Below are 17970 nucleotides of genomic sequence, written 5' to 3'. Positions count from 1 at the left end.
ACTCAATGCACCCTGACCCTAATTTATCTGTCTGACAAATTTCTCGGGGGTTTGGGCATCCAAACTTCTGAAGTTGCCGATGCCATCGAACCCGCCCTAGTAGCCAAAGTAGAAGGAAAGCTTTGCGCTTCTCCGAAAACAGTCATCTTGCCCAACGACGGGCGCTACGCAATGTCTACCTTAGCAATGGGAGATGATGGTTTCATCGTGACCAAGCAGGTCACAGTGTGTCCGGAAAATCAGGCAAGTGGTCTTCCCGCGATTAACGGTGCAATCATGGTTATGGATGCGCAAACCGGACTACTTCGCGCGGTCTTGGGAGCGAATTGGATTACAGCAGTCAGAACAGCGGCTCTGTCAGTGGTGGCGGCGCGTAGGTTTGCTGAACCTCATGCCGAGACTGTGGCTTTTGTGGGAGCGGGTGTGCAAGCGCACGCCCATCTTGCTGCGTTTTCAGATCTATTTCCCTTGAAACGAATCCGCGTGTTCGGGCGAGGTAAGGAGAATGCCGACTAGCTTTGTCGTTATGCACGAAGCCTGGGACTGGACGCTGAATCATGCACCAGTGCAAAAGGCGCCCCGAATGATGCCGATCTGATAGTGACATCGGTAACTTTGGACTACTCAATCGAACCCTTTTTGGACGGCCGATGGCTGAGACCGACTGCCTTCGCAGCGATAACGGATGTCTGCATTCCGTGGATTCCAGCAGGCATGGTTGCTTTCGAAATGGTAATTGTGGACGACCGGCTACAGGAATTGGAAAGCGACAAACCGATGTTGCAACACAAGCAAATCGCTGGCGATTTGGCGGAATTGGGCACCGGTAAAGTCGACATTCGCCTGCGCAACAAACCGGCCGCTTTTGCATTCAGAGGGATTTCATTGGGGGATTATGCTGCTTCGGTTCTCGCGGTTCGCCGGTCCTCCGAAATGCCTGTGAAGTGATACCAAAGACATAAATATGCACTTTGGAATTAAAAGTTGAAAGGCTCGCTTTGGCGGTCGTTGTCAGCAATCTGACTTGTACAGCGAATTCACATTTTGTACCTTTGATCTAGTAGACAAGATCTTTCGTAAACCGGTGGCGGCGCATTGGGGAAACAGGCCAATCGCGTCGCATTCGCTTTGGGTAACTGGTGTCCGGTCCGTGCTGACTTCGGGTCTTGGGGACAGATGCAAACCCAAAGAAAATTGCGTCGAGCGAACCGGGTAGCTGGCAAATGCGACGTGACATTGTAGATTCCTTTTTTTGTGTATGCATCGAGTTTGGCTCGTCTCAGGGAACTCGGCCACGGACGTGATCCGCCTGAACCCGTAAGTCATCCGTAAGTCGCTTGGGTAATCACCCAATTTCAGGCATATTGATACGCAGCGGCACGACCATTTCGGAGACAACATGACCGCCCCTTCGTCCATCTTCGCCGACAAGCTTCGAAGCCATCGAGCTCGAAACGGTATCGACGGCCGCATGTCACAGGAACAATTGGCTGCTTTGCTGGGATTAAGTGTAGATGCGGTCAGCAAATATGAGCGATCACTGTCGTACATCCGAGGTGACCTGGAGCACCTTTTAGTAGAAAAACTCGGATGGACGCGGGATGAAGTTGTGGCTTGCCGTGAGGATTGGGAAAGCCGTTCGAGTGGAACGCATGCGTCCTACCGGGTTCTTCGCGAACATGAAGTGGCGCTGGAATACGGATCTATCGAGTTTGCCGATGCCGCCGTTCAGGCCTTAGAACTCGAAAGTGCTCATGAGTTTCCCGACGGGTTTTCCGCCTGCGACCCCATCTGGGCGGAGATCTTAAAGGATGGGGCGATGTCCGGCGTATATGTCATGATTGGAGATGAGTTGGCCGCTCATATCTCGCTTGTTTTCCTGGATGAAGACTTGGAAACCAAGTTCCGCGAGTGCCGGCTGGTTGAAGCTGAATTTAGTCTGGAATTCCTTCGACGCCCGGTTCTTCCTGGCGACTATTTCGGCTATTGCGCCGGCGTCTACATCGCGCAGGGGCATCAAAATTCTGCGCTTCATCTGCTAAATGGGTTTGTGAAAGTACTCGAAGATCTCGTGATAAGAGAAGTCTATCTAAAAGATCTAGCCGCCATCGCCGCAAGTCCAATAGGGCATCAGCTGTGCAAGGATCTGAGTTTCCAATTCATCGGCCCACACGTTGACGCAACAGGTCTCGAATTCTGGCACCTCGCCGGGGAAAACATACCCTATTCTCTCTTTGCTCGACGCAGCCCTATGCTCAAGAAGGCATATGCTGACCGTTTCGAAAGTACTTAACTACCGTCTGACAATTTATCATATGCGATGAAGTCCAGCTCAACGGTTCAACGCTAGGTGTTTCGTGAAACAGCATTTTGTGAAACGCTACGTTGATGTGGCCAAAAAACCGAATGTCCGGTTCGGGCTGACTGCGTGCGTGGGTCGCCGTAGGCCCAATGTCAGGTTGTTCGCGGTCCAGACTTCGTTTGGCCTTCCTGCTTTGCGCTTGCGGCGAATGTCTCCTTCTGACTGTCCGCACTGCAGCATCGCTAATCCTCGGGCAATGGCAGCAATTAGCCGGAGCCTTTTTGCATCAGGCATCCGTCATATGCTGGACCAGTGAGGTCAACTGTCTGTCGCCGTGGCCATCGTGCCAAGCCGTTTTGGTGCGGTCATGCATCAACTGGATGAAATCAGCGGGAGCATTAAGTGAGAGATAGGTCTTCAAAGCATCCTCTTGCGCCATCGCGTAAACTTTCAACGAGGCTTCGGCATTGTCGTAATCTTCGGTCGGAACAGTTCTGGCAAAAAGGTCATGGTAGTCATTGACCAATTTGATCGTGGCAGGGAGTTGGTCGGCATAAACCTGCATCGGGATGCCCGCTTTTTGGCAGACAAGTGCACCGTAGATCATTCCGAACATGAACCCCTGTCTAACCGTGAAAAGGCCGGCAAAGAGCGCGGCAAGTGCCGTTGGTTTCTCTCCAACATGGGCGGACTTTCCACCCAGTTCTCTGATGATACTGCCATAGCGGTCCCAGGTTCCGGCACTGCCCACCGTAAGGATTGTGGTTTCGTCACCACCAATGCCGGAAGGGTAGGCATTGATCATGCCCAGCATGTAGCCAGCCCCCTGTCCCTCAAGGATGGCGACCAGTCTATCGGCATCCGAGGTATCGCCCGTGCTCATGTCACAGACGGTCTTACCCTGTAGCGAAACACTCAGCCTGTTGACCAGTTCAACAGTTTCCTTGTGGCTCTTGATACAGATTATGACAAATTCAGACGCCGCAATAGCATCATTCGGTGAAGAGCAGATCGTGGCTCCAGCCTCAGCAAAAACTTCTGCCTTTTCCGATGTGCGGTTCCAAACGCTGACTTCGTGGCCTGCCCTGAGCAGGCAATGCGCCAGCGCTGAGCCCATATTGCCCAGTCCCAAAACAGCAATTTTCATGATGTTTGTCTCCAGTGGTCGCCAATGAATTACTGCACCAGCATGCGCCGGCATCGGGGGATCACATAGTTGTAAATTTTTCTATGTTGTTAGATCATCTTACTTATGGATTGGCGCACACTTCCTTCTTTGACATCTCTCAGAGCCTTCGCCGCCGCTGCCGAGTGTCGAAATCTGACCCGGGCGGCAGAGGCACTGAACGTGACCCATTCCGCAATCAGCCAGCAAATCCGCGGACTCGAACAACATCTAGGCACTCGGCTTGTCACCCGTACCCGGCACGGTATTTCTCTGACATCGCAAGGCGAATTCCTGTCGGTTGGCCTGCTTGAAGCCTTCGCTGAAATGGCCTCCGTGACCGAGAGCGTGTCGAGTGCAGAGTCGGTTCGACCGTTGGTGGTTAGCGCGACTCCGATGCTTTCAAGCGCGTTCCTTATGCCGCGTCTGTCTACGTTTATTGACGAATTCCCCAATATCGAGTTGAGGATCGATTCAACTATACAGGCTGTCGACCTCAAGCCGGGCGGAATTGATATGGCCATTCGATATGGAACAGGTCGCTGGCCAGGGCTTGTCTCGCAGATGCTGCTGCCAGGCTGTCTGACGGTCGTCGCGTCCCGCGAACTAGTCGGAAACCGGGTGCTCACGAATCCTGCAGAATTGCTTGATTTCACGCTTCTTCAGGAACAAGCGTCAGTCGAGTTTGACCTGTGGTTAGAAAAGGTCGGAATTTCGACCGACGCCGACCGGAGAGTTGTCCGCGTGCCGGGCAATATGCTGCTGGATGGCATCCGGCGCGGTGATGGTATCGGGGCGACGGTACCGGCTTTTGTTTCTGACGAGTTGAAATCGGGGCAACTCGTAGCACTGTTCGACGATCCAATACCGCAGATCGGCTACTACCTTGTCACGTTGCCGGGCCCGGTTCGACCAGCAGCAAAGCAGTTCATGCGGTGGCTCTCGAATTCAATTACTGAATACGAGAAAAGCCTTTTCCGATGGACGCCCTCTCACTTGCTGTAGGCAGTAAAGAGCACCGACTACAGTCAAATTGGGTCTGACTTACCGTATACGACTGTGCGTACAGGGCGCTAATTGGCGCCGGATATGATCATGTTCCCGCAACTTGGCGTTCGTAATCCACACCATCATACCAACCGAGCGATTTGGTGACGTTCAGGTTGTCGTCTAAGTCCCATTCTTCCCAACCCGAGAAACGAACATGGTTGCCAGTCTCTTTATGATGGCCTTCAAAAGTCCACGCGTAGACCATATGGTGATCGGCGACGAGAACCGCGTCGAGGCTAAGAACGAGGTCGGGGAAGTCAGCCATAAATCCCGCCGCCATGTCGCCAATCTCCGTCCGGCTCTCCATTGGGTCGCCACCGTTCATTATCATGATTGTATGTTCAGCATATCTTCCGGCGACATCGCCAGGTGCCCGGTTTGTCCAAGCAGCGCAATGGTCTTGAGCTATGCGGTGGGCGGTTTGTACATCAGGTGTCATCTATATCTACATGTCCTAAAAATCGCGAAAAATATGGCTACAGAAACGTTAGTCGGGTCTCCAAAAGCAATCAAGTTTGCTTAACAGCGCTTCTCAACGATGGCAGGTTTGATCGTCTCGCGGCCATTCGCTTGTTGAAATTTCTGCGCTTTGAACGAACGGCAGTTCTCGGAAAGCCGATGGGTGAACTCTGAGAGATATCGAATTTAGGCTGGGGCCGCCACTGAAGGCGAACCAAACGCGCTAGATTTCTATGGCTTCGGTGATGGCCAGCGCATCCTCGAGTTCAACTCCCAAGTACCGGACCGTGCTGTCCATCTTGGTGTGGCCAAGAAGAAGTTGAACGGCGCGAAGGTTGCCTGTCTTCTTGTAGATCTGGGTTACTTTTGTTCGTGCATGGAGTGCATACCATATGCGCTTGCCTAGAGACCAATTGACGTTACCCAATCCCGAACGATCCTCGCGTACTGTCGAGTGGAGATATGCAGGCGCTCATGGAAACGGCCGGGCCAAAGGTATTCCGAGCCGACCATAAGTTCGTCTTCCATCCACTTTTCGACAGAGGCGCGTGTGCCTTCGGACATCTCAAATCGCACGGGTTTCTGCGTTTTGCTTTGCAGGACAGAGGCACGTTCTTTGATCTGACTTGATGCCATGACATCAACGACTTTCATCTTCAGCAGGTCACAGCCACGAAGCTTGCTGTCGATCGCCATGTTGAAGAGTGCGAGGTCGCGATGGTTCTCTGCCAGTTCCAGTCTGACGCGGATTGCCCAGACATGCTTTGGCTTCAGCAGTCGTTTTTGTCCAACGATGCGGCCCTTGTTTCAGGCCGGCCGAAGCGCACGAACGGCAGGTAAGTTTGGTGTTTCCATGACTGATCCTCCGATCCGCCATGCCCTCCCAAAACGACAACTCGATGTTGACCCGAGCATCCTATCACAACATGCCGCGCCGCATCTGATGGCGGCAACGAGCCCAATTTCACCGGTGCTGCACACCGAATGCATGTCGGCTACGCGGTTTCTGTTAAGCCGAACTCTCGTCATCAGCCGTCACGTAAGCGTTTGAGCCAAGCTCTTTAATTGGTTTGCTTCCTGCGGGCGTAGCTGCGGGAGGCTTTGGCTCTGTTTCCACAGGTTTCCATGATGCACCACTTGCGGCGAGCGTTTTTTGTTTCGTCAAGGAACAGCCAACCGCAATCTGTACCGGGGCACTTCTTCACGCGCGTCAGTTCGCGCGCATCGCTCAATATCGACAGCGCCGAGATTGCGATCAGCCCTAGCAAAGGCTGACAGCGTAGAAGTTCTATGGACCCGCTAGGCGGGACATCGAAACTTTTCAGGTGTTGATCGAGGTTCAGATTTTTTGTTTGTGCATGGTCCAGAAACGCAGATCGCAGGTTTGATCTAAACGTATGGATGGCCACGACTGACGAAGGGTGAAGCGCATTGGGTAGCCCAAGCGTCTGCGCCCACAGGTCCAAATCAGCCGTCGTTTCAATTTTTTCGTGCAGGACCTGATTGTCGTCCGTCCAGTTTGCCGTGTTCAGGAAATCCAGTGCCAGCCTGCCTGCAACCGGTCGAACGATGGAGTGTGTACTATAGGTCATGCACCTTTCTAACCGTTGTAGGGGTTGACTGGCAATGCGCCCCATAACTAACCTTTGTTATGGTTAGAATCGCTGCGCCCGATATTCCTCCCGAAGACGGAAAGTTTGTTCTGACTTGGCGAGGTATCCTGCGCGGTGTGCTGCGGCTGGCCCCCATATCCATCTTTGTAATTCCGTTTGGCGTGGCCTTCGGAGTGGCGACCATCGAAAACGGGCTAAGTGTCCTTCAGGCCATGGTGATGAGCGCTTTGGTCTTTTCGGGTGCGGCGCAGTTTGCGTCGCTGGATTTCTGGCCTGAACCCGTTGATCTTGTTTCGTTCGCACTGATCATGTTCGCTGTCAATGCGCGCCACATCATGACCGGGGCGGCTCTTTCACCCTGGCTCAACCAGTTTTCTCTTCGGTCCAGATGGTCCTCGCTGGCTTTGCTCAGCGATCCGAATTTTGCCGACAGCAGACCCGCCTTCCAATCTGGCGAGAAGGATGCAGGTATCCTATTGGGTGGAGGGCTGATCCTGTGGTTGAACTGGGTGGTCGGAACAGCTTTTGGCGCTGTTGCTGGTGCCAAAATAGGTAACTTACAGACCTATGGGTTCGATGTCGTCATGGTCTGCTTCTTTGCTGCATCGATCACGGGGCGACTTAATCAGCGTTCAGCTATCATTCCGGCGGTTCTGGCTTCCGGTATTGCTGTTGCAACATTGAACTGGCTTCCAGCGGGTTGGAACATCATCGTTGCAGCCTTGGCCGGAGGAATTTGGGGAGTGGTAGCTCATGGCAAATGAACTGACACCATGGGCTGCTATTCTGGTGATAGCATCGGTCACGTTTCTTAACCGGATCGCGGGCCCGATCATGATGAAGCACATAGAAACATCGGCCAGAGTGGAACGGTTTCTCGATGCAATGTCGGTATCCGTAGTGGCGGCGCTCGTTGCATCCATCCTCGCGCAGGGCGGCTGGCGTGAGGTGGTGGCCGTAGGGCTTTCTGTTGTGGTCATGATGCGATCCAGAAGCGCGGTCTGGGCGATGGTGGCTGGGATAGGCGCTGCGGCAGCTTGGTCTGCTGTATTGCAATTACAACTATAGAAACTGTGTTCGTGGGCTGCACCCGGACGTTGACGCAAGCGCAGCGAATGACGGGATTGGTCCGCGTAGCGGACAAAGGCGCTGTGCAAAAACATCCGAAGGAATAGAATAAAGATAAAAGCGCCCGACTGTTCAGGTCGAGCGCTTGACCGTTTGCTGGGCGAGATTTCTCACCGATTGGTCAGTTCGATAACCCGCATGCCCGCTTTGCTTTCTCGACTGAACGCGATGTTCACACCCTGACGCCGCAATACGGGCTGAACCCCGCGCAGCGCCGCGCCAAACCGCGCCTCAGACCGGGGAAAGCTCTGACTATCTTCGGTCGGTGCCGGGAAGCGATCCCGCAGGATTTGCTTTGGATCGGTTGCCGTGCCGCTCCAATGCTGACGCCCATCCATCAGTGACAGAATTGCCAGTGCGCCTGGGTTGACCTCAACTGCAGCCTGATCGCTGCGAGCATGATTGGCCGCGTAGGAGTCCAGAAACGCGCCCTGAGTCCACCCAAGGGGTTCTTCGGCGGCTACCACCCATTTTGAAAATCCGCCAAAATCGATGATGTAGCCCCCCGTGCGGCGACAGAGCTGTTCACGCCTGATGACCGCACCAACAATGGATGCGTTCCGCCAACAGGCTATCCAGATACACCAACCGGATAGCTGAGCTCTCATAGGTACTTGAACGCCTATACCTCCGACTACGATACAACTGCTAATCACCGAAACGATCCGACAACGGACAGGGCGCGAGCAGCTGGATTTGCTGCAAATGTCCAACACTCAACGGGATTATTTAGCTCGGGCTTGACGCCGGATTGCTCGGAATGTTCTCTCTAATTCATATAGATTGGAAACAGTATTCAAGGCCACTTCGCTTGTATCAAGAGTTGGCATTGGGTCGCATACGAACGCGTCAAAGATAATGAGATTACTTTGCTTTGTCAGCCTTTCAATCGTTTTTCTTTCAGTGTTGCGGGCGTTTTCAGGGCTGGAGCACGCCTCTTTGTGGACGGACGAACTGTTCACCGCATATTTTGCCGACCCAAAGCTGGCGAATTTCGATAATTTGCTGGCGCGCGCGACCGAAGATGGCCACCCACCTGGGTACTACATTATCCTCTGGACGGTTTTGCGCGCAGTAGACGGTGAATTCGTGACCGTCGCGCGCGGCTTTTCCGCGCTAACTGCGACAATAGCGCTTCTCCTAGTGTACCTAGCTCCACTCTCGGCCGTCAGATGGCAAGCCCGCTTGGTATCCGTTGCAATTGCAGTCACTTCGTGGAACTGGTGGTATTTTGCTGATGAGGCCCGCTCTTACGGGTTCGTTTATTGCCTTGTCGCGATTGCAATATTAAGCGGCCTTCGGTGTCGTCGCAGCTTTTTAGACAACCTGCCTTTTGCTGTTTGGCTCTGCGCGTTAACTGTCACTTCCATATTGACGGTTTTTATTCACTATTATTCGATTTTACTATCCGGGGCGATTTTTGGAGTTTTACTTCTAAGCTGCTCTAATTGGTCACAACGGGTTATGGTTACCTGCTCAGGAGTTGCGGTTTTAGTCTTTGCAATCTGTCTTGTGATTTGGCACATGCCTAAAATTATCGTTGACGTGCAGAACACTTGGTTCGAAGCCAGCGTGCCGTTTATCTTGGAACACATCGCGCGGGGAGTAAATATATCGGGCTCGCCAATGGTGGTCGCGATCTTTGCTCTACTCATTTGCTTGACTACAATTTTGATTGCAAAATCTTGGAATCTGGCGTCACTCAAATCAACTTTCACTCCAGATCTATCTTCGGGGGTTTTATTCGTATTTTCCGTAATTGCGTTAACGATTGTTTTTGGAATAATCGTTTCTGTTCTCTTTTTGCCCGTGTTTTCGTTTCGGCTCTTTCTCATTTTTGCGCCGATAATTTGGATTTCCGTCGCTTATTTCATGGAATGGATTTACCGCATGATCTCCCTGCGCGACACTCCACGAATACTTGAAATCACAACAACCTTGGCTTTATCGACTGCGTTGATCATTGTGACCGCACATAACATGATCGGGAGCACACCTCTGAAGGAACCATGGAAACGATCAGCACGTTACATCGCATCTCTGGACAGCTGTTCGTCTTCGAAAATTCCGATTTCATGGTTTGAACAAAAGCATTTTTCGGAAGACGATCCAGAACGATTTTACGGCTTCTACCTAGAACCAAATGCACAAAGAGAGTGGTTGAAAATACCGCGTCAGAAATCAAATATTGCGCCTGAAATGCTCGCGCTAAAAAACCATGTCTTGCGCGTGGCTGGAGACCCCGAAACCTGCCCCGTTCTCTTTTGGAGCATCCATTTCTTCAAAGACGAGCGGTTGGCTGAAATGAAGACCTTTCTGGATGAAACTTTGAAGTCGAATGGCCATGGAGAAATGTGGGTTGAAGTATTATTTTCCAAGAAGGGGTCATACTCTGCCCTCATGATGCTAGCGTCTGAGTCAAATTCTCATTTAAAATCGGTTTGTTCACCCCCCATCGCCGATACTGTTTGCCAGCGCTGGTTTGAGAGCTAGAAACAAAAATCTGTTGAAAGTGGCAACTTCGCGCTATTCGATGCTGGCTGATTAGGGTCAGGATTCATAACCAGTATATGACGGTTTCCGCGAGTGTGATGCTGATAGGAAGACCTTTGGGCAACGGTCGTAGCGTGTCGCCACGCGCATCCAATCCTTGAGCCTGCCGAACATGATCTCAATCCGGTTACGCCGTTTGTATCGGCGTTTGTCGTATTTGACCGGCGTCTTGCGTTGCTTTCGACCGGGGATGCAAGCGCGTATTCCCTTGTCTTTCAACGCGTCTCGGAACCAGTTGGCATCTTAGCCGCGATCCCCGAGCAGCCAGTCCACATTTGGTATGCTGCTGGGCAGTGCCCGAGCACCGATGTAATCACTAACCTGGCCAGCGGCGACAAAGAGGTTCAATGGCCGCCCTTTGCTGTCACATATGGCGCGGGCCTGGTGGCCCTCGGCACGGATCGAGGCGGCCAGCTTTTCCAGGGCGTCGGCATGGCGCTCGCGGCGTACAACACAGGCCGTCAGACCTTCGCGGGCAAAGGCACGTGCAATGGCTGAACCGGTGTCGTCCCCGGCCCCAATTATCAGACAAGCACCATTGGGGTTCTGCATCTTGTTCTCCTTAGTAGTTCAACGACCGGTCAGCCGTGACCGCGAAACAGCTCCCGCAGCAGATTCGTCGTGAAACGGACCTGGCTGGGCAGATAGCCGCTGGATTTCGGCAGATTGTCCTGCGCGTCGCGAACCCGATGATTGTAGAAGATGTGGAAATCGGGTGAAGGCAGGTCTGCTTGCTCGACGATCCGGGCCGACGGCACCAGCATCAGTTTCGGCAACAGCGGTATGTTTAGCTTTTCCAGTGCCGGATTGCGGCAAGTTGTGCATTTGCCACGCGCCAGCAAAGGCGGCTGTTTCAGGCTTTCGTAGGCAATCTCACCGCATCCGGCCTGATCCACGTCTGCGGTACGAAACAGCAGGATATCGCCGTACTCGGCATCGTTGAACCGCTGGCAGATGGAACAGTGGCAGATCGCCCGGAACAGCGGGCGACCATGCGTTTTGAAATGAACCTGCCCGCAGCTACAGGTGCCGTTGGAATGCGTCATCTAACTTTCCTAATTTGCGGGCAACGTGCCGTGAGATCAGGCGCGGACCTTCTTGACTGCTTTGCCGTTTTTCCAGAACCGGTACATCACCCGCAGCGCCGGCCAGACGCCGTCCGCTTTGGTCTGCACCTTCTTGCCTTGCGAGATGCGTTCGATCTGCATGGTGTACCAGCTGATCTCCATGATCGCCATGGCGTCGATCTTCTTGAGACCCGAACGGATTGGCGCAACATGTGACACGTGCCTGGGGTTCTGAAGCACATGGGTGCCGAACTTTGGGTCAACGGCGAAGGGGCGTGCGACACCGGCCATGTCCAGTGCGCCAGTGGCCAGAGCTTCGCTCATGCCTTCCGAAGACCGGAAACCGCCTGTCACGACCAGAGAGGTCGAGATCTGGCTTTTGACCTTTTCAGCATATTCCAGGAAATACGCCTCGCGCTTGAGGGTGCTTTCCTTTTTGACTTCTTGTTTGCCCTTGCGATTGACGGGGTTTTCCCAGCTGCCGCCCGAAATTTCGATCAGGTCGATGCCCAGACTGTCCAGACGCTTGGCCACTTCGATCGAGTCTTCCTCGGTGAAGCCGCCCTTCTGGAAGTCGGACGAGTTGATCTTGATGCCCACGTTGAAATCGTCACCGGTGCGGGCGCGGACGCGATTATAGACCTCTTCGACAAAGCGGAAGCGGTTGTCAAAGCTGCCGCCCCATTTGTCTTCGCGGCGATTGTGATGCGGCGACAAGAACTGGCCGATCAGATAACCGTGCGCGCCGTGGAGCTGAACACCGGTAAAGCCAGCCTCTTCCAGACGGGCGGCGGCCTCCGCAAAGCGGTTGATGATGTCTTCGATTTCGGCATCGGTCAGCACGCGCGGGGGCACGAACATCTCGTTTGGGATCGGCACGACCGACGGCGCGACGGGCGCGTCGTTGACCATTTTTGGCGACTGTTTACCCGGGTGGTTTAGCTGCGGCCAGATATGGGTGTTCGTGCGTTTGCCGGTGGCAGCCCATTTGCGCAGCAGATCCATATTGGCGTCCAGCAATGCGTCGACGACCAACGGTTCGTTCATGTGCTTTCCGTCAACCATCATGTTGCCGGTAATCAGCAGGCTTGCGCCGCTGTTGGCCCAGGCTTCATAAAGCGACACATGCGCTGGAGTGACTTTGCCGTCGGGCGTGGCCAGAGCTTCGTTCATAGAAGCCTTGCAGATCCGGTTCCGCAGAACCGTACCTGATTTCAGCGTCAGGGGATCCCCAAGCGTTGCCATTTGCGAGTTTCCTTGAGTCAGTTCGGTCGGTTGAATTTTCTGAGCAGCAACCATGGGTCTTACTCCTTGATTTTGCGGCGCTTGAAGCGCATCGCCTGAAGCTTTTTCAGGCTGTTGAACATGAAGTTGTCCCAGGGCGGGGCAACGAAAGCGGTGGCGTTGATATGGCCCTTGCGGACCACGCCCTTGGCCTTCGAGAAATTGCGGAAACCCTCTTCGCCGTGATAGTGGCCCATGCCCGACGGGCCGATACCGCCGAACGGGATGTCATCGGCCATCACATGGCTCATGGTGTCGTTGATGCAGGCACCACCCGCATGGGTTCGCGCCAGAATGTTGTTGACCCGGGTCTTGTCCCAGTCGAAATAGTAGAAGGCCAGCGGACGCGGGCGATCGTTGACGTAAGCGACAGCTTCATCGATCGAATCGTAGGGGATCACCGGCAGGATTGGGCCAAAGATTTCTTCACGCAGAACCAGCATCTCGTCGGTCGCGCCCAGGATCAGGGTCATCGGCATCTTGCGGGTATCGTTGAAATGCTCACCCTTGGGGTTGATGGTGATCAGCTCGGCGCCTTTTTCCTCGGCGTCTTTCAGATACCCCTCAAGACGGGTCTTCTGACGGTCGGTGATGATCGCCGTATAGTCCTGATTGTCACGCAGCGTCGGGTAGGCTTTGCTCATCGAATCCACAAACGCAGTGCAGAACGCGTTGACCTTGTCGCGTGGGCACAGGATGTAATCGGGCGACACGCAGACCTGACCGGCGTTGATGCCCTTGCCGAACGCAATCCGGCTGGCGGCTTCTTCGACCGGGAAGTCCTTGTGGATGATAACCGGCGACTTGCCGCCCAGCTCCAGCGTGACGGGTGTCAAGTTGTCAGCAGCGGCCTTCATCACAATCTTGCCGACCTGAGTCGAGCCGGTGAGCACCAGATGGTCGAAGGGCAGCTTGGTGAATTCGGTAGCAACCTCGACACCGCCGGTGACAACGGTCACTTCGTCCTCAGAGAAAATGTCGGCGATGATCTCTTTCAGCAGATCGCCCGAGGCGGGTGCAAATTCCGATGATTTCAGCATCGCGCGGTTGCCGGCGGCCAGCGCACCGACCAGCGGCGACAGGGCCAGGAAGATGGGGAAGTTCCACGGCACCACGATACCGACCACGCCCACAGGCTGATATTGCACCTGAATGCTGGCAGGCATCAGGGTCAGCGGCGCGTGGCGGCGCTGCGGCTTCATGAACTTGCGCAGACGCTTGCGGTAAAAGGCTATGCCGTCGAGTAGCGGCATGATCTCGGCCAGTTCAGTTTCAGCCGCCGAGCGGTTCGAGAAATCCTTGCTGATCGCCGCGATGATACGCGCCTTGTTGTCGATCAGCGCGTTGTGGAGCTTGTCCAGACGCCGCACCCGCGCCGCCCGGTCAGGCATGGGATCGGCCAGATAGGCTTTCTTCTGCGCCATCAGCAGCGCTTCGAGGTCAGGTGTTTCCGTCGTAACGGGTGTCAGATGCGGTGCAGACATTGTCAAACCCTCCGGGATTCAAACGTAATCAGTGACGGGGCCGATCCCCATTGCGGCATGGGTGGCGTTCTTGCGCTCCAACCAATCGGCTTCGTTGCCGGGGAAGGGCAGGACCATGCCGCCTTCGACCACCCAGTTGGATTCGATGCCGATCAGCGTGACCAGCACCTTGCTTTTGTGCAGCTGAGCCGCCTCGGAAACACGCATGTGCATCTGCTCATTCAGTTTTTCATATAGGCCAGCGGTTCGATCCCCGCCCATACGGACGTTGCCATTCACGCCCAGAGTGGTTCCGCGGCGCATACTGTAACCGGTCATGAAAACGACGTTCACGAACTCGGATGGCGCGCCGGTCAGACCACAATGCACGTCGGTGATGACCTGCGCGATGTCGAACCGGATCTGTTCTGGGAAAGGTTTTTTGGATGCAAGTGTATAAAGCGGCATTTCAATTCTTCCCCTATTGATTGAACTGCGTGATCAGCACGCCGTGGCGCATCTTCGAGATCATTGCGCGCGAGAACAGCTTGAACAGATAGGTGAAGCGCCCCCAAGGCGACAAACGCGTCAGGTTGCCCTTTAGAATGTCGCGATAGCGGGACTGATCGAATGCGCCCACGGACACCTGATCAGGGTGCTGACCGGTAATCTTGCGCCAGCATTTGTCGACTTCCAGCATGAAGGCTTCGCGGCGTTGCGTTTCAAACCCGTCCGGGACTTCCATCGAAACGGTCGATGACCGCGACCAACGGCGATCCGTAATTGTGTGCTGCTTGGCCGCGATATTCCAGATGATCGTCAGCTTGTCGTCGCAGATATGCTCTGCATACAGTCTCCGCAAAACGTCCTCGAGCGCTCTGATCTGCTCGATCGAAGTCTGACCTTCCTGAATGGCAATGAGTGATCGCATGATGTCCTCCTGACCATAATTTCGTGATCTTCGGGTCAAAATGCGATGATGGCAGCGGACATCTTTTTGACATTTCCGGCCATGGCATTTAGCGTTCGAACATGCAAAATATGTCCTTGAAACGGTCTCCAGGCAGCATTCGCATCCTGTGTGAAGAAGCGCCAACTTACGGTGTGACGCCTGAACAGTGCTTGGAAGGCACAGGGCTTGTCACGTTCGACCTTTACCAGAACGAAGCGACGGTAACTCTTGGCCAGGAAGTTGCGGCGATTGCCAACTTTATCAGATACGCACCCGACCGTCCCGGAATCGGAATTGAGATCGGTCGCCGATACCGGCCCGAAGTGTTTGGGATTTGGGGATATGCGATCCTAAGCAGCCCAACACTTCGCGCCGGAGTGAAAACAGCTATAGATTTTGCAAACTTGTCATTCTTGATTGCCCGTTTGCAACTGAATGAGATGAAAGAGCCGCCGGTTCTGAATATGGACATCAGCGGTTTGCCAGAACCGGTTAAGAGCTTTGTTTTGGAAAGGCATTTAACGGTTCTCAGCAACTTCACGTCGCAGTTTCTGCCAAAATTTTCACTGTCCAAAGTAACGTTTGAAACGACCCTGGATAACTCGGAATTTGCGGATGCAATCAAGTCCATGTTGGGCGTCGATGTCAGGCTGGGATGTGAACGAAACGCAATTTTGCTCTCCAATAAGCTCTTGGATATGCCTTTGCCTCAGCACAACCCCGCCACGATGGAAAGTTGTCTGCGACAATGCCGGAGCCTGTTGAACCTGGAGCGTTCGGATGTTCCCGAGCTTACGGCGCAGGTCCGTGAAGCAACGCTACTGGAGTTGAACAACGACCCGACTATTGTCTCTATTGCTTCCAAATTGGGAACCAGCGAACGTACACTGCGCCGCCGCCTTGCCCAAGAAGGCACCAGTTTCAGAAAGATCCACACTGAGGCCAAACTGGCAATTGGACATGAGTTGCTGCGCACGGCAGGTTTGGATGTTTCCACCGTCGCATGGCGAACCGGTTATTCTGAAGCTTCCAGCTTCGTAAGGGCCTTCACCAAGAAATACGGGTATTCTCCCGGCAGTTTGAAAACCTCTACGCGTCGTCCGGAAGAAAAACTGACCGGCTAAGACCAACAGCGTTAGATTCTGGTTTCGACCATTGTCGCCGCTGATCGAGCCAACAAATTGACCACCCATTCGTGGCCTTGATCGGTGTTTCGGCTTTTGTGCCAGTACAGGCGCACTTCAATATCGGGATATTCAAAGGGAAGGCTGTGCGAAACCAGTTTGCCGGCATCCACCAAGGGACGCGCCAGGCGTGTCGGAACAACGGCTATCAGGTCGGTTGCGGCCACAACCGGCGGAATGGAAACAAAGCTGGACATTTGCAAAGCGATATTTCGGTGTGGCAAGGAACTTCCCAACAGGAACTCCAAAGGCGTCGTTCTTCGACTATTCTGATCGCGCACCATGCCAGACCTGCGCACCAACGAAACCTGAGCCAGCGTTTGAAACTCTTCCAGTGATACACCGGATGATGCGCAGGGATGATCGACTGCACTGATAAGTGTAAGAGACTCCCGCAAGAGCAGCAGCGAGTCATAGTGTTCTTCCGGCATGGGCGTGTATTCCACCGCGTAGCCCAGCCTTCCATCCTTCAAACGACCCGGGATGTCGTCCAGGTAATCAGGATGAACCTTCCACTTCAGATTAGGGGCCTGACTACGGGCTTCGTTCATCAATGCTGGTCCCCAGATGTGCTCGACTGCGTGATTCATCGAAACATCGATGGTTCGCGAGAATGTCTCTGCGGAAAACTCCTGATCCTCAAAACTGCTTCTGATCTGAACGAGCGCAGGTGCAATCTGTTCATGCAAATCAAAGGCTCGCTGCGTCGGTTTGATCCCGCGCCCGGTACGTACAAACAACTCGTCATCGAATCCAAGTCGCAGTCGTTTTAGCGCGTTGCTAACCGCTGGCTGGCTCATGTTCAGACGCTCCGCGGCTTTAGACAAGTGCTGTTCGCGCATCAAAACATCGAAGATTGGAAGCAGATTCAGGTCATAATTTCTGAGCATTAGCCTCGTTATTCTCCAAGGTGATAATGTTCTTAAGTAATATAAATTAGAAGCTATATCAAATCTGCATATCCTGACTGGCAACTTTTGGTTTGGGAGGAGCCAGTTATGAATGACGAGGCAAGAGAGAAGTTTCGTGCCAAATATCGTGCCAGCATTAGCCCGAACTACAGCGGCTTTTTGCACCTGTCCGTAGTGGTGATTGGCGCCGGGTCGCTCATTTGGTGGGGTACGACCAAACTGGTCGATTTCAAACTGTACCAGCTATGGTTCGTTGTGATGACATACATCGCTTACAATCTGGGCGAATGGGCGTCTCACAATTACTGGGGGCACCACAAGACAAAGCTCTTCAAACTTTTCTATCAACGCCATACCGGCGATCACCACACCTTCTTCGTAGACACGGACATGGAGTATCAGATGGTGCTGGACTGGCGTGTCGTGATCTTTCCGATCTACCTGTTGGTCCTGACTACTGTGGCAGTATCAATCCCCGGCGGTCTGGTTTCCTACTACATCTTCGGCGGCAACTACGGATATCTGTTCTTTATCACGATGACGTCCTGCTACCTGTTATATGAAGTCCTGCATTTCAGCTACCACCTGCAGCGTGGATCGTTGACCGAACGCGTATTCCGTCTGATACCTGGTTGGACGTACCTACGCTTGTTCCATACCGTGCATCACAACCGTGACCTGATGGTCGAAGGCAACTTCAACATTACTCTTCCACTGTTCGACTGGATTTTCGGCACGCTCTATTTCGGTGCGGATGACGAACAAAAATCGTCGAAGGGTGGCGCAAAAGCTCAGCCTCAATAGCCAGTCGCACACGTTTCGGTCGGACGGCGTTGCGT

19 protein-coding genes and 2 pseudogenes are annotated in these 17970 nt (G+C 53.7%); 9 read left to right on the top strand and 12 right to left on the bottom strand.

The window, feature by feature from the left end; genetic code table 11:
• Positions 1-51: 51 nt before the first annotated feature.
• The 3 genes from ACR3EG_RS15735 (at position 52) to ACR3EG_RS15725 (ending at position 2293) form a co-directional block, all read left to right on the top strand.
• A complete protein-coding gene (locus ACR3EG_RS15735; protein ID WP_480498648.1) occupies positions 52-516 on the top strand; it encodes a hypothetical protein in 465 nt (154 codons plus the stop codon).
• A 198-nt stretch (positions 517-714) separates the two neighbouring features.
• The gene (locus ACR3EG_RS15730) at positions 715-948 is read left to right on the top strand and encodes a hypothetical protein (protein ID WP_480498646.1); all 234 of its coding nucleotides are present in this window, start codon (positions 715-717) and stop codon (positions 946-948) included.
• Positions 949-1399: 451 nt separating this feature from the next.
• A complete protein-coding gene (locus tag ACR3EG_RS15725; protein WP_480498644.1) occupies positions 1400-2293 on the top strand; it encodes a helix-turn-helix domain-containing protein in 894 nt (297 codons plus the stop codon).
• 295 nt (positions 2294-2588) lie between these two features.
• Here the strand turns inward: ACR3EG_RS15725 and ACR3EG_RS15720 are convergent, their stop codons facing one another.
• Positions 2589-3449, bottom strand: a complete 861-nt coding sequence (locus tag ACR3EG_RS15720; RefSeq protein WP_480498642.1) for an NAD(P)-dependent oxidoreductase — start codon at positions 3447-3449, stop codon at positions 2589-2591.
• A 105-nt stretch (positions 3450-3554) separates the two neighbouring features.
• Here ACR3EG_RS15720 and ACR3EG_RS15715 point away from each other — a divergent pair, with 105 nt between their 5' ends.
• Positions 3555-4472, top strand: coding sequence for a LysR substrate-binding domain-containing protein (locus tag ACR3EG_RS15715; protein WP_480552314.1), 918 nt, complete (start codon positions 3555-3557; stop codon positions 4470-4472).
• Between the two features lie 88 nt (positions 4473-4560).
• On the opposite strand, the gene ACR3EG_RS15710 is transcribed toward ACR3EG_RS15715, so the two are convergent.
• The 3 genes and pseudogenes from ACR3EG_RS15710 to ACR3EG_RS15700 all read right to left on the bottom strand — a co-directional run bounded on the left by ACR3EG_RS15710 (position 4561) and on the right by ACR3EG_RS15700 (position 6613).
• Positions 4561-4956, bottom strand: a complete 396-nt coding sequence (locus ACR3EG_RS15710) for a nuclear transport factor 2 family protein (RefSeq protein WP_480498638.1) — start codon at positions 4954-4956, stop codon at positions 4561-4563.
• Positions 4957-5199: 243 nt separating this feature from the next.
• Positions 5200-5771 (bottom strand): annotated as a pseudogene (locus ACR3EG_RS15705) (tyrosine-type recombinase/integrase).
• Between the two features lie 266 nt (positions 5772-6037).
• The gene (locus ACR3EG_RS15700; RefSeq protein ID WP_480502206.1) at positions 6038-6613 is read right to left on the bottom strand and encodes a CGNR zinc finger domain-containing protein; all 576 of its coding nucleotides are present in this window, start codon (positions 6611-6613) and stop codon (positions 6038-6040) included.
• Between the two features lie 14 nt (positions 6614-6627).
• Between ACR3EG_RS15700 and ACR3EG_RS15695 the strand changes: the two genes are divergently transcribed.
• Both ACR3EG_RS15695 and ACR3EG_RS15690 read left to right on the top strand, forming a co-directional pair.
• Complete coding sequence (locus ACR3EG_RS15695) at positions 6628-7353, top strand: AzlC family ABC transporter permease (protein ID WP_480498634.1); 726 nt, start codon at positions 6628-6630, stop codon at positions 7351-7353.
• Positions 7343-7657 carry an AzlD family protein gene (locus ACR3EG_RS15690; protein WP_480498633.1) on the top strand — a complete coding sequence of 105 codons (315 nt, stop codon included), beginning with the start codon at positions 7343-7345 and terminating at the stop codon, positions 7655-7657. The genes ACR3EG_RS15695 and ACR3EG_RS15690 overlap by 11 nt, the downstream gene beginning before the upstream one ends.
• Before the next feature lie 170 nt (positions 7658-7827).
• Here the strand turns inward: ACR3EG_RS15690 and ACR3EG_RS15685 are convergent, their stop codons facing one another.
• Positions 7828-8184 carry a hypothetical protein gene (locus tag ACR3EG_RS15685; protein WP_480498631.1) on the bottom strand — a complete coding sequence of 119 codons (357 nt, stop codon included), beginning with the start codon at positions 8182-8184 and terminating at the stop codon, positions 7828-7830.
• Positions 8185-8575: 391 nt separating this feature from the next.
• Between ACR3EG_RS15685 and ACR3EG_RS15680 the strand changes: the two genes are divergently transcribed.
• Positions 8576-10210 (top strand): hypothetical protein, encoded by a 1635-nt coding sequence (locus ACR3EG_RS15680; protein ID WP_480498629.1) that lies wholly within the window; start codon positions 8576-8578, stop codon positions 10208-10210.
• A 64-nt stretch (positions 10211-10274) separates the two neighbouring features.
• On the opposite strand, the pseudogene ACR3EG_RS15675 reads toward ACR3EG_RS15680, so the two are convergent.
• The 6 genes and pseudogenes from ACR3EG_RS15675 to ACR3EG_RS15650 all read right to left on the bottom strand — a co-directional run.
• A pseudogene (locus ACR3EG_RS15675) lies at positions 10275-10645 on the bottom strand (IS5 family transposase); the annotation flags it as partial.
• Positions 10646-10851: 206 nt separating this feature from the next.
• The gene (locus ACR3EG_RS15670; RefSeq protein WP_480496701.1) at positions 10852-11316 is read right to left on the bottom strand and encodes a GFA family protein; all 465 of its coding nucleotides are present in this window, start codon (positions 11314-11316) and stop codon (positions 10852-10854) included.
• Positions 11317-11352: 36 nt separating this feature from the next.
• Positions 11353-12582 carry an NADH:flavin oxidoreductase/NADH oxidase family protein gene (locus tag ACR3EG_RS15665; RefSeq protein WP_480597505.1) on the bottom strand — a complete coding sequence of 410 codons (1230 nt, stop codon included), beginning with the start codon at positions 12580-12582 and terminating at the stop codon, positions 11353-11355.
• A 59-nt stretch (positions 12583-12641) separates the two neighbouring features.
• The gene (locus ACR3EG_RS15660) at positions 12642-14105 is read right to left on the bottom strand and encodes a coniferyl aldehyde dehydrogenase (protein WP_480496703.1); all 1464 of its coding nucleotides are present in this window, start codon (positions 14103-14105) and stop codon (positions 12642-12644) included.
• An 18-nt stretch (positions 14106-14123) separates the two neighbouring features.
• The gene (locus ACR3EG_RS15655; protein ID WP_480496704.1) at positions 14124-14552 is read right to left on the bottom strand and encodes a hypothetical protein; all 429 of its coding nucleotides are present in this window, start codon (positions 14550-14552) and stop codon (positions 14124-14126) included.
• Positions 14553-14565: 13 nt separating this feature from the next.
• Positions 14566-15015, bottom strand: a complete 450-nt coding sequence (locus ACR3EG_RS15650; RefSeq protein WP_480496705.1) for a hypothetical protein — start codon at positions 15013-15015, stop codon at positions 14566-14568.
• A 101-nt stretch (positions 15016-15116) separates the two neighbouring features.
• Here ACR3EG_RS15650 and ACR3EG_RS15645 point away from each other — a divergent pair, with 101 nt between their 5' ends.
• On the top strand, positions 15117-16160 hold the full coding sequence (locus tag ACR3EG_RS15645; protein WP_480496706.1) for an AraC family transcriptional regulator: 1044 nt from the start codon (positions 15117-15119) through the stop codon (positions 16158-16160).
• An 11-nt stretch (positions 16161-16171) separates the two neighbouring features.
• On the opposite strand, the gene ACR3EG_RS15640 is transcribed toward ACR3EG_RS15645, so the two are convergent.
• Positions 16172-17110, bottom strand: a complete 939-nt coding sequence (locus ACR3EG_RS15640) for a LysR substrate-binding domain-containing protein (protein WP_480496707.1) — start codon at positions 17108-17110, stop codon at positions 16172-16174.
• Between the two features lie 108 nt (positions 17111-17218).
• On the opposite strand from ACR3EG_RS15640, the gene ACR3EG_RS15635 reads away from it, so the two are divergent.
• A complete protein-coding gene (locus ACR3EG_RS15635) occupies positions 17219-17935 on the top strand; it encodes a sterol desaturase family protein (RefSeq protein WP_480496708.1) in 717 nt (238 codons plus the stop codon).
• Positions 17936-17970 lie beyond the last annotated feature (35 nt).

The organism is Ruegeria sp. AM7 (genome assembly GCF_056535965.1).
The sequence above is the reverse complement of the archived record's forward strand: the minus strand, read 5'-3'. Positions and strand labels throughout refer to the sequence as shown.

Bases quoted from the DNA above. Each gene is read 5' to 3' on its own strand.
- ACR3EG_RS15645 (WP_480496706.1), top strand. From the start codon at position 15,117: ATGCAAAATATGTCCTTGAAACGGTCTCCAGGCAGCATTCGCATCCTG.
- ACR3EG_RS15660 (WP_480496703.1), bottom strand. From the start codon at position 14,105: ATGTCTGCACCGCATCTGACACCCGTTACGACGGAAACACCTGACCTC.
- ACR3EG_RS15695 (WP_480498634.1), top strand. From the start codon at position 6,628: ATGGTTAGAATCGCTGCGCCCGATATTCCTCCCGAAGACGGAAAGTTT.
- ACR3EG_RS15720 (WP_480498642.1), bottom strand. From the start codon at position 3,449: ATGAAAATTGCTGTTTTGGGACTGGGCAATATGGGCTCAGCGCTGGCG.
- ACR3EG_RS15640 (WP_480496707.1), bottom strand. From the start codon at position 17,110: ATGCTCAGAAATTATGACCTGAATCTGCTTCCAATCTTCGATGTTTTG.
- ACR3EG_RS15730 (WP_480498646.1), top strand. From the start codon at position 715: ATGGTTGCTTTCGAAATGGTAATTGTGGACGACCGGCTACAGGAATTG.
- ACR3EG_RS15690 (WP_480498633.1), top strand. From the start codon at position 7,343: ATGGCAAATGAACTGACACCATGGGCTGCTATTCTGGTGATAGCATCG.
- ACR3EG_RS15680 (WP_480498629.1), top strand. From the start codon at position 8,576: ATGAGATTACTTTGCTTTGTCAGCCTTTCAATCGTTTTTCTTTCAGTG.
- ACR3EG_RS15670 (WP_480496701.1), bottom strand. From the start codon at position 11,316: ATGACGCATTCCAACGGCACCTGTAGCTGCGGGCAGGTTCATTTCAAA.
- ACR3EG_RS15635 (WP_480496708.1), top strand. From the start codon at position 17,219: ATGAATGACGAGGCAAGAGAGAAGTTTCGTGCCAAATATCGTGCCAGC.
- ACR3EG_RS15715 (WP_480552314.1), top strand. From the start codon at position 3,555: ATGGATTGGCGCACACTTCCTTCTTTGACATCTCTCAGAGCCTTCGCC.
- ACR3EG_RS15700 (WP_480502206.1), bottom strand. From the start codon at position 6,613: ATGGGGCGCATTGCCAGTCAACCCCTACAACGGTTAGAAAGGTGCATG.
- ACR3EG_RS15710 (WP_480498638.1), bottom strand. From the start codon at position 4,956: ATGACACCTGATGTACAAACCGCCCACCGCATAGCTCAAGACCATTGC.
- ACR3EG_RS15655 (WP_480496704.1), bottom strand. From the start codon at position 14,552: ATGCCGCTTTATACACTTGCATCCAAAAAACCTTTCCCAGAACAGATC.
- ACR3EG_RS15665 (WP_480597505.1), bottom strand. From the start codon at position 12,582: ATGGCAACGCTTGGGGATCCCCTGACGCTGAAATCAGGTACGGTTCTG.
- ACR3EG_RS15725 (WP_480498644.1), top strand. From the start codon at position 1,400: ATGACCGCCCCTTCGTCCATCTTCGCCGACAAGCTTCGAAGCCATCGA.
- ACR3EG_RS15650 (WP_480496705.1), bottom strand. From the start codon at position 15,015: ATGCGATCACTCATTGCCATTCAGGAAGGTCAGACTTCGATCGAGCAG.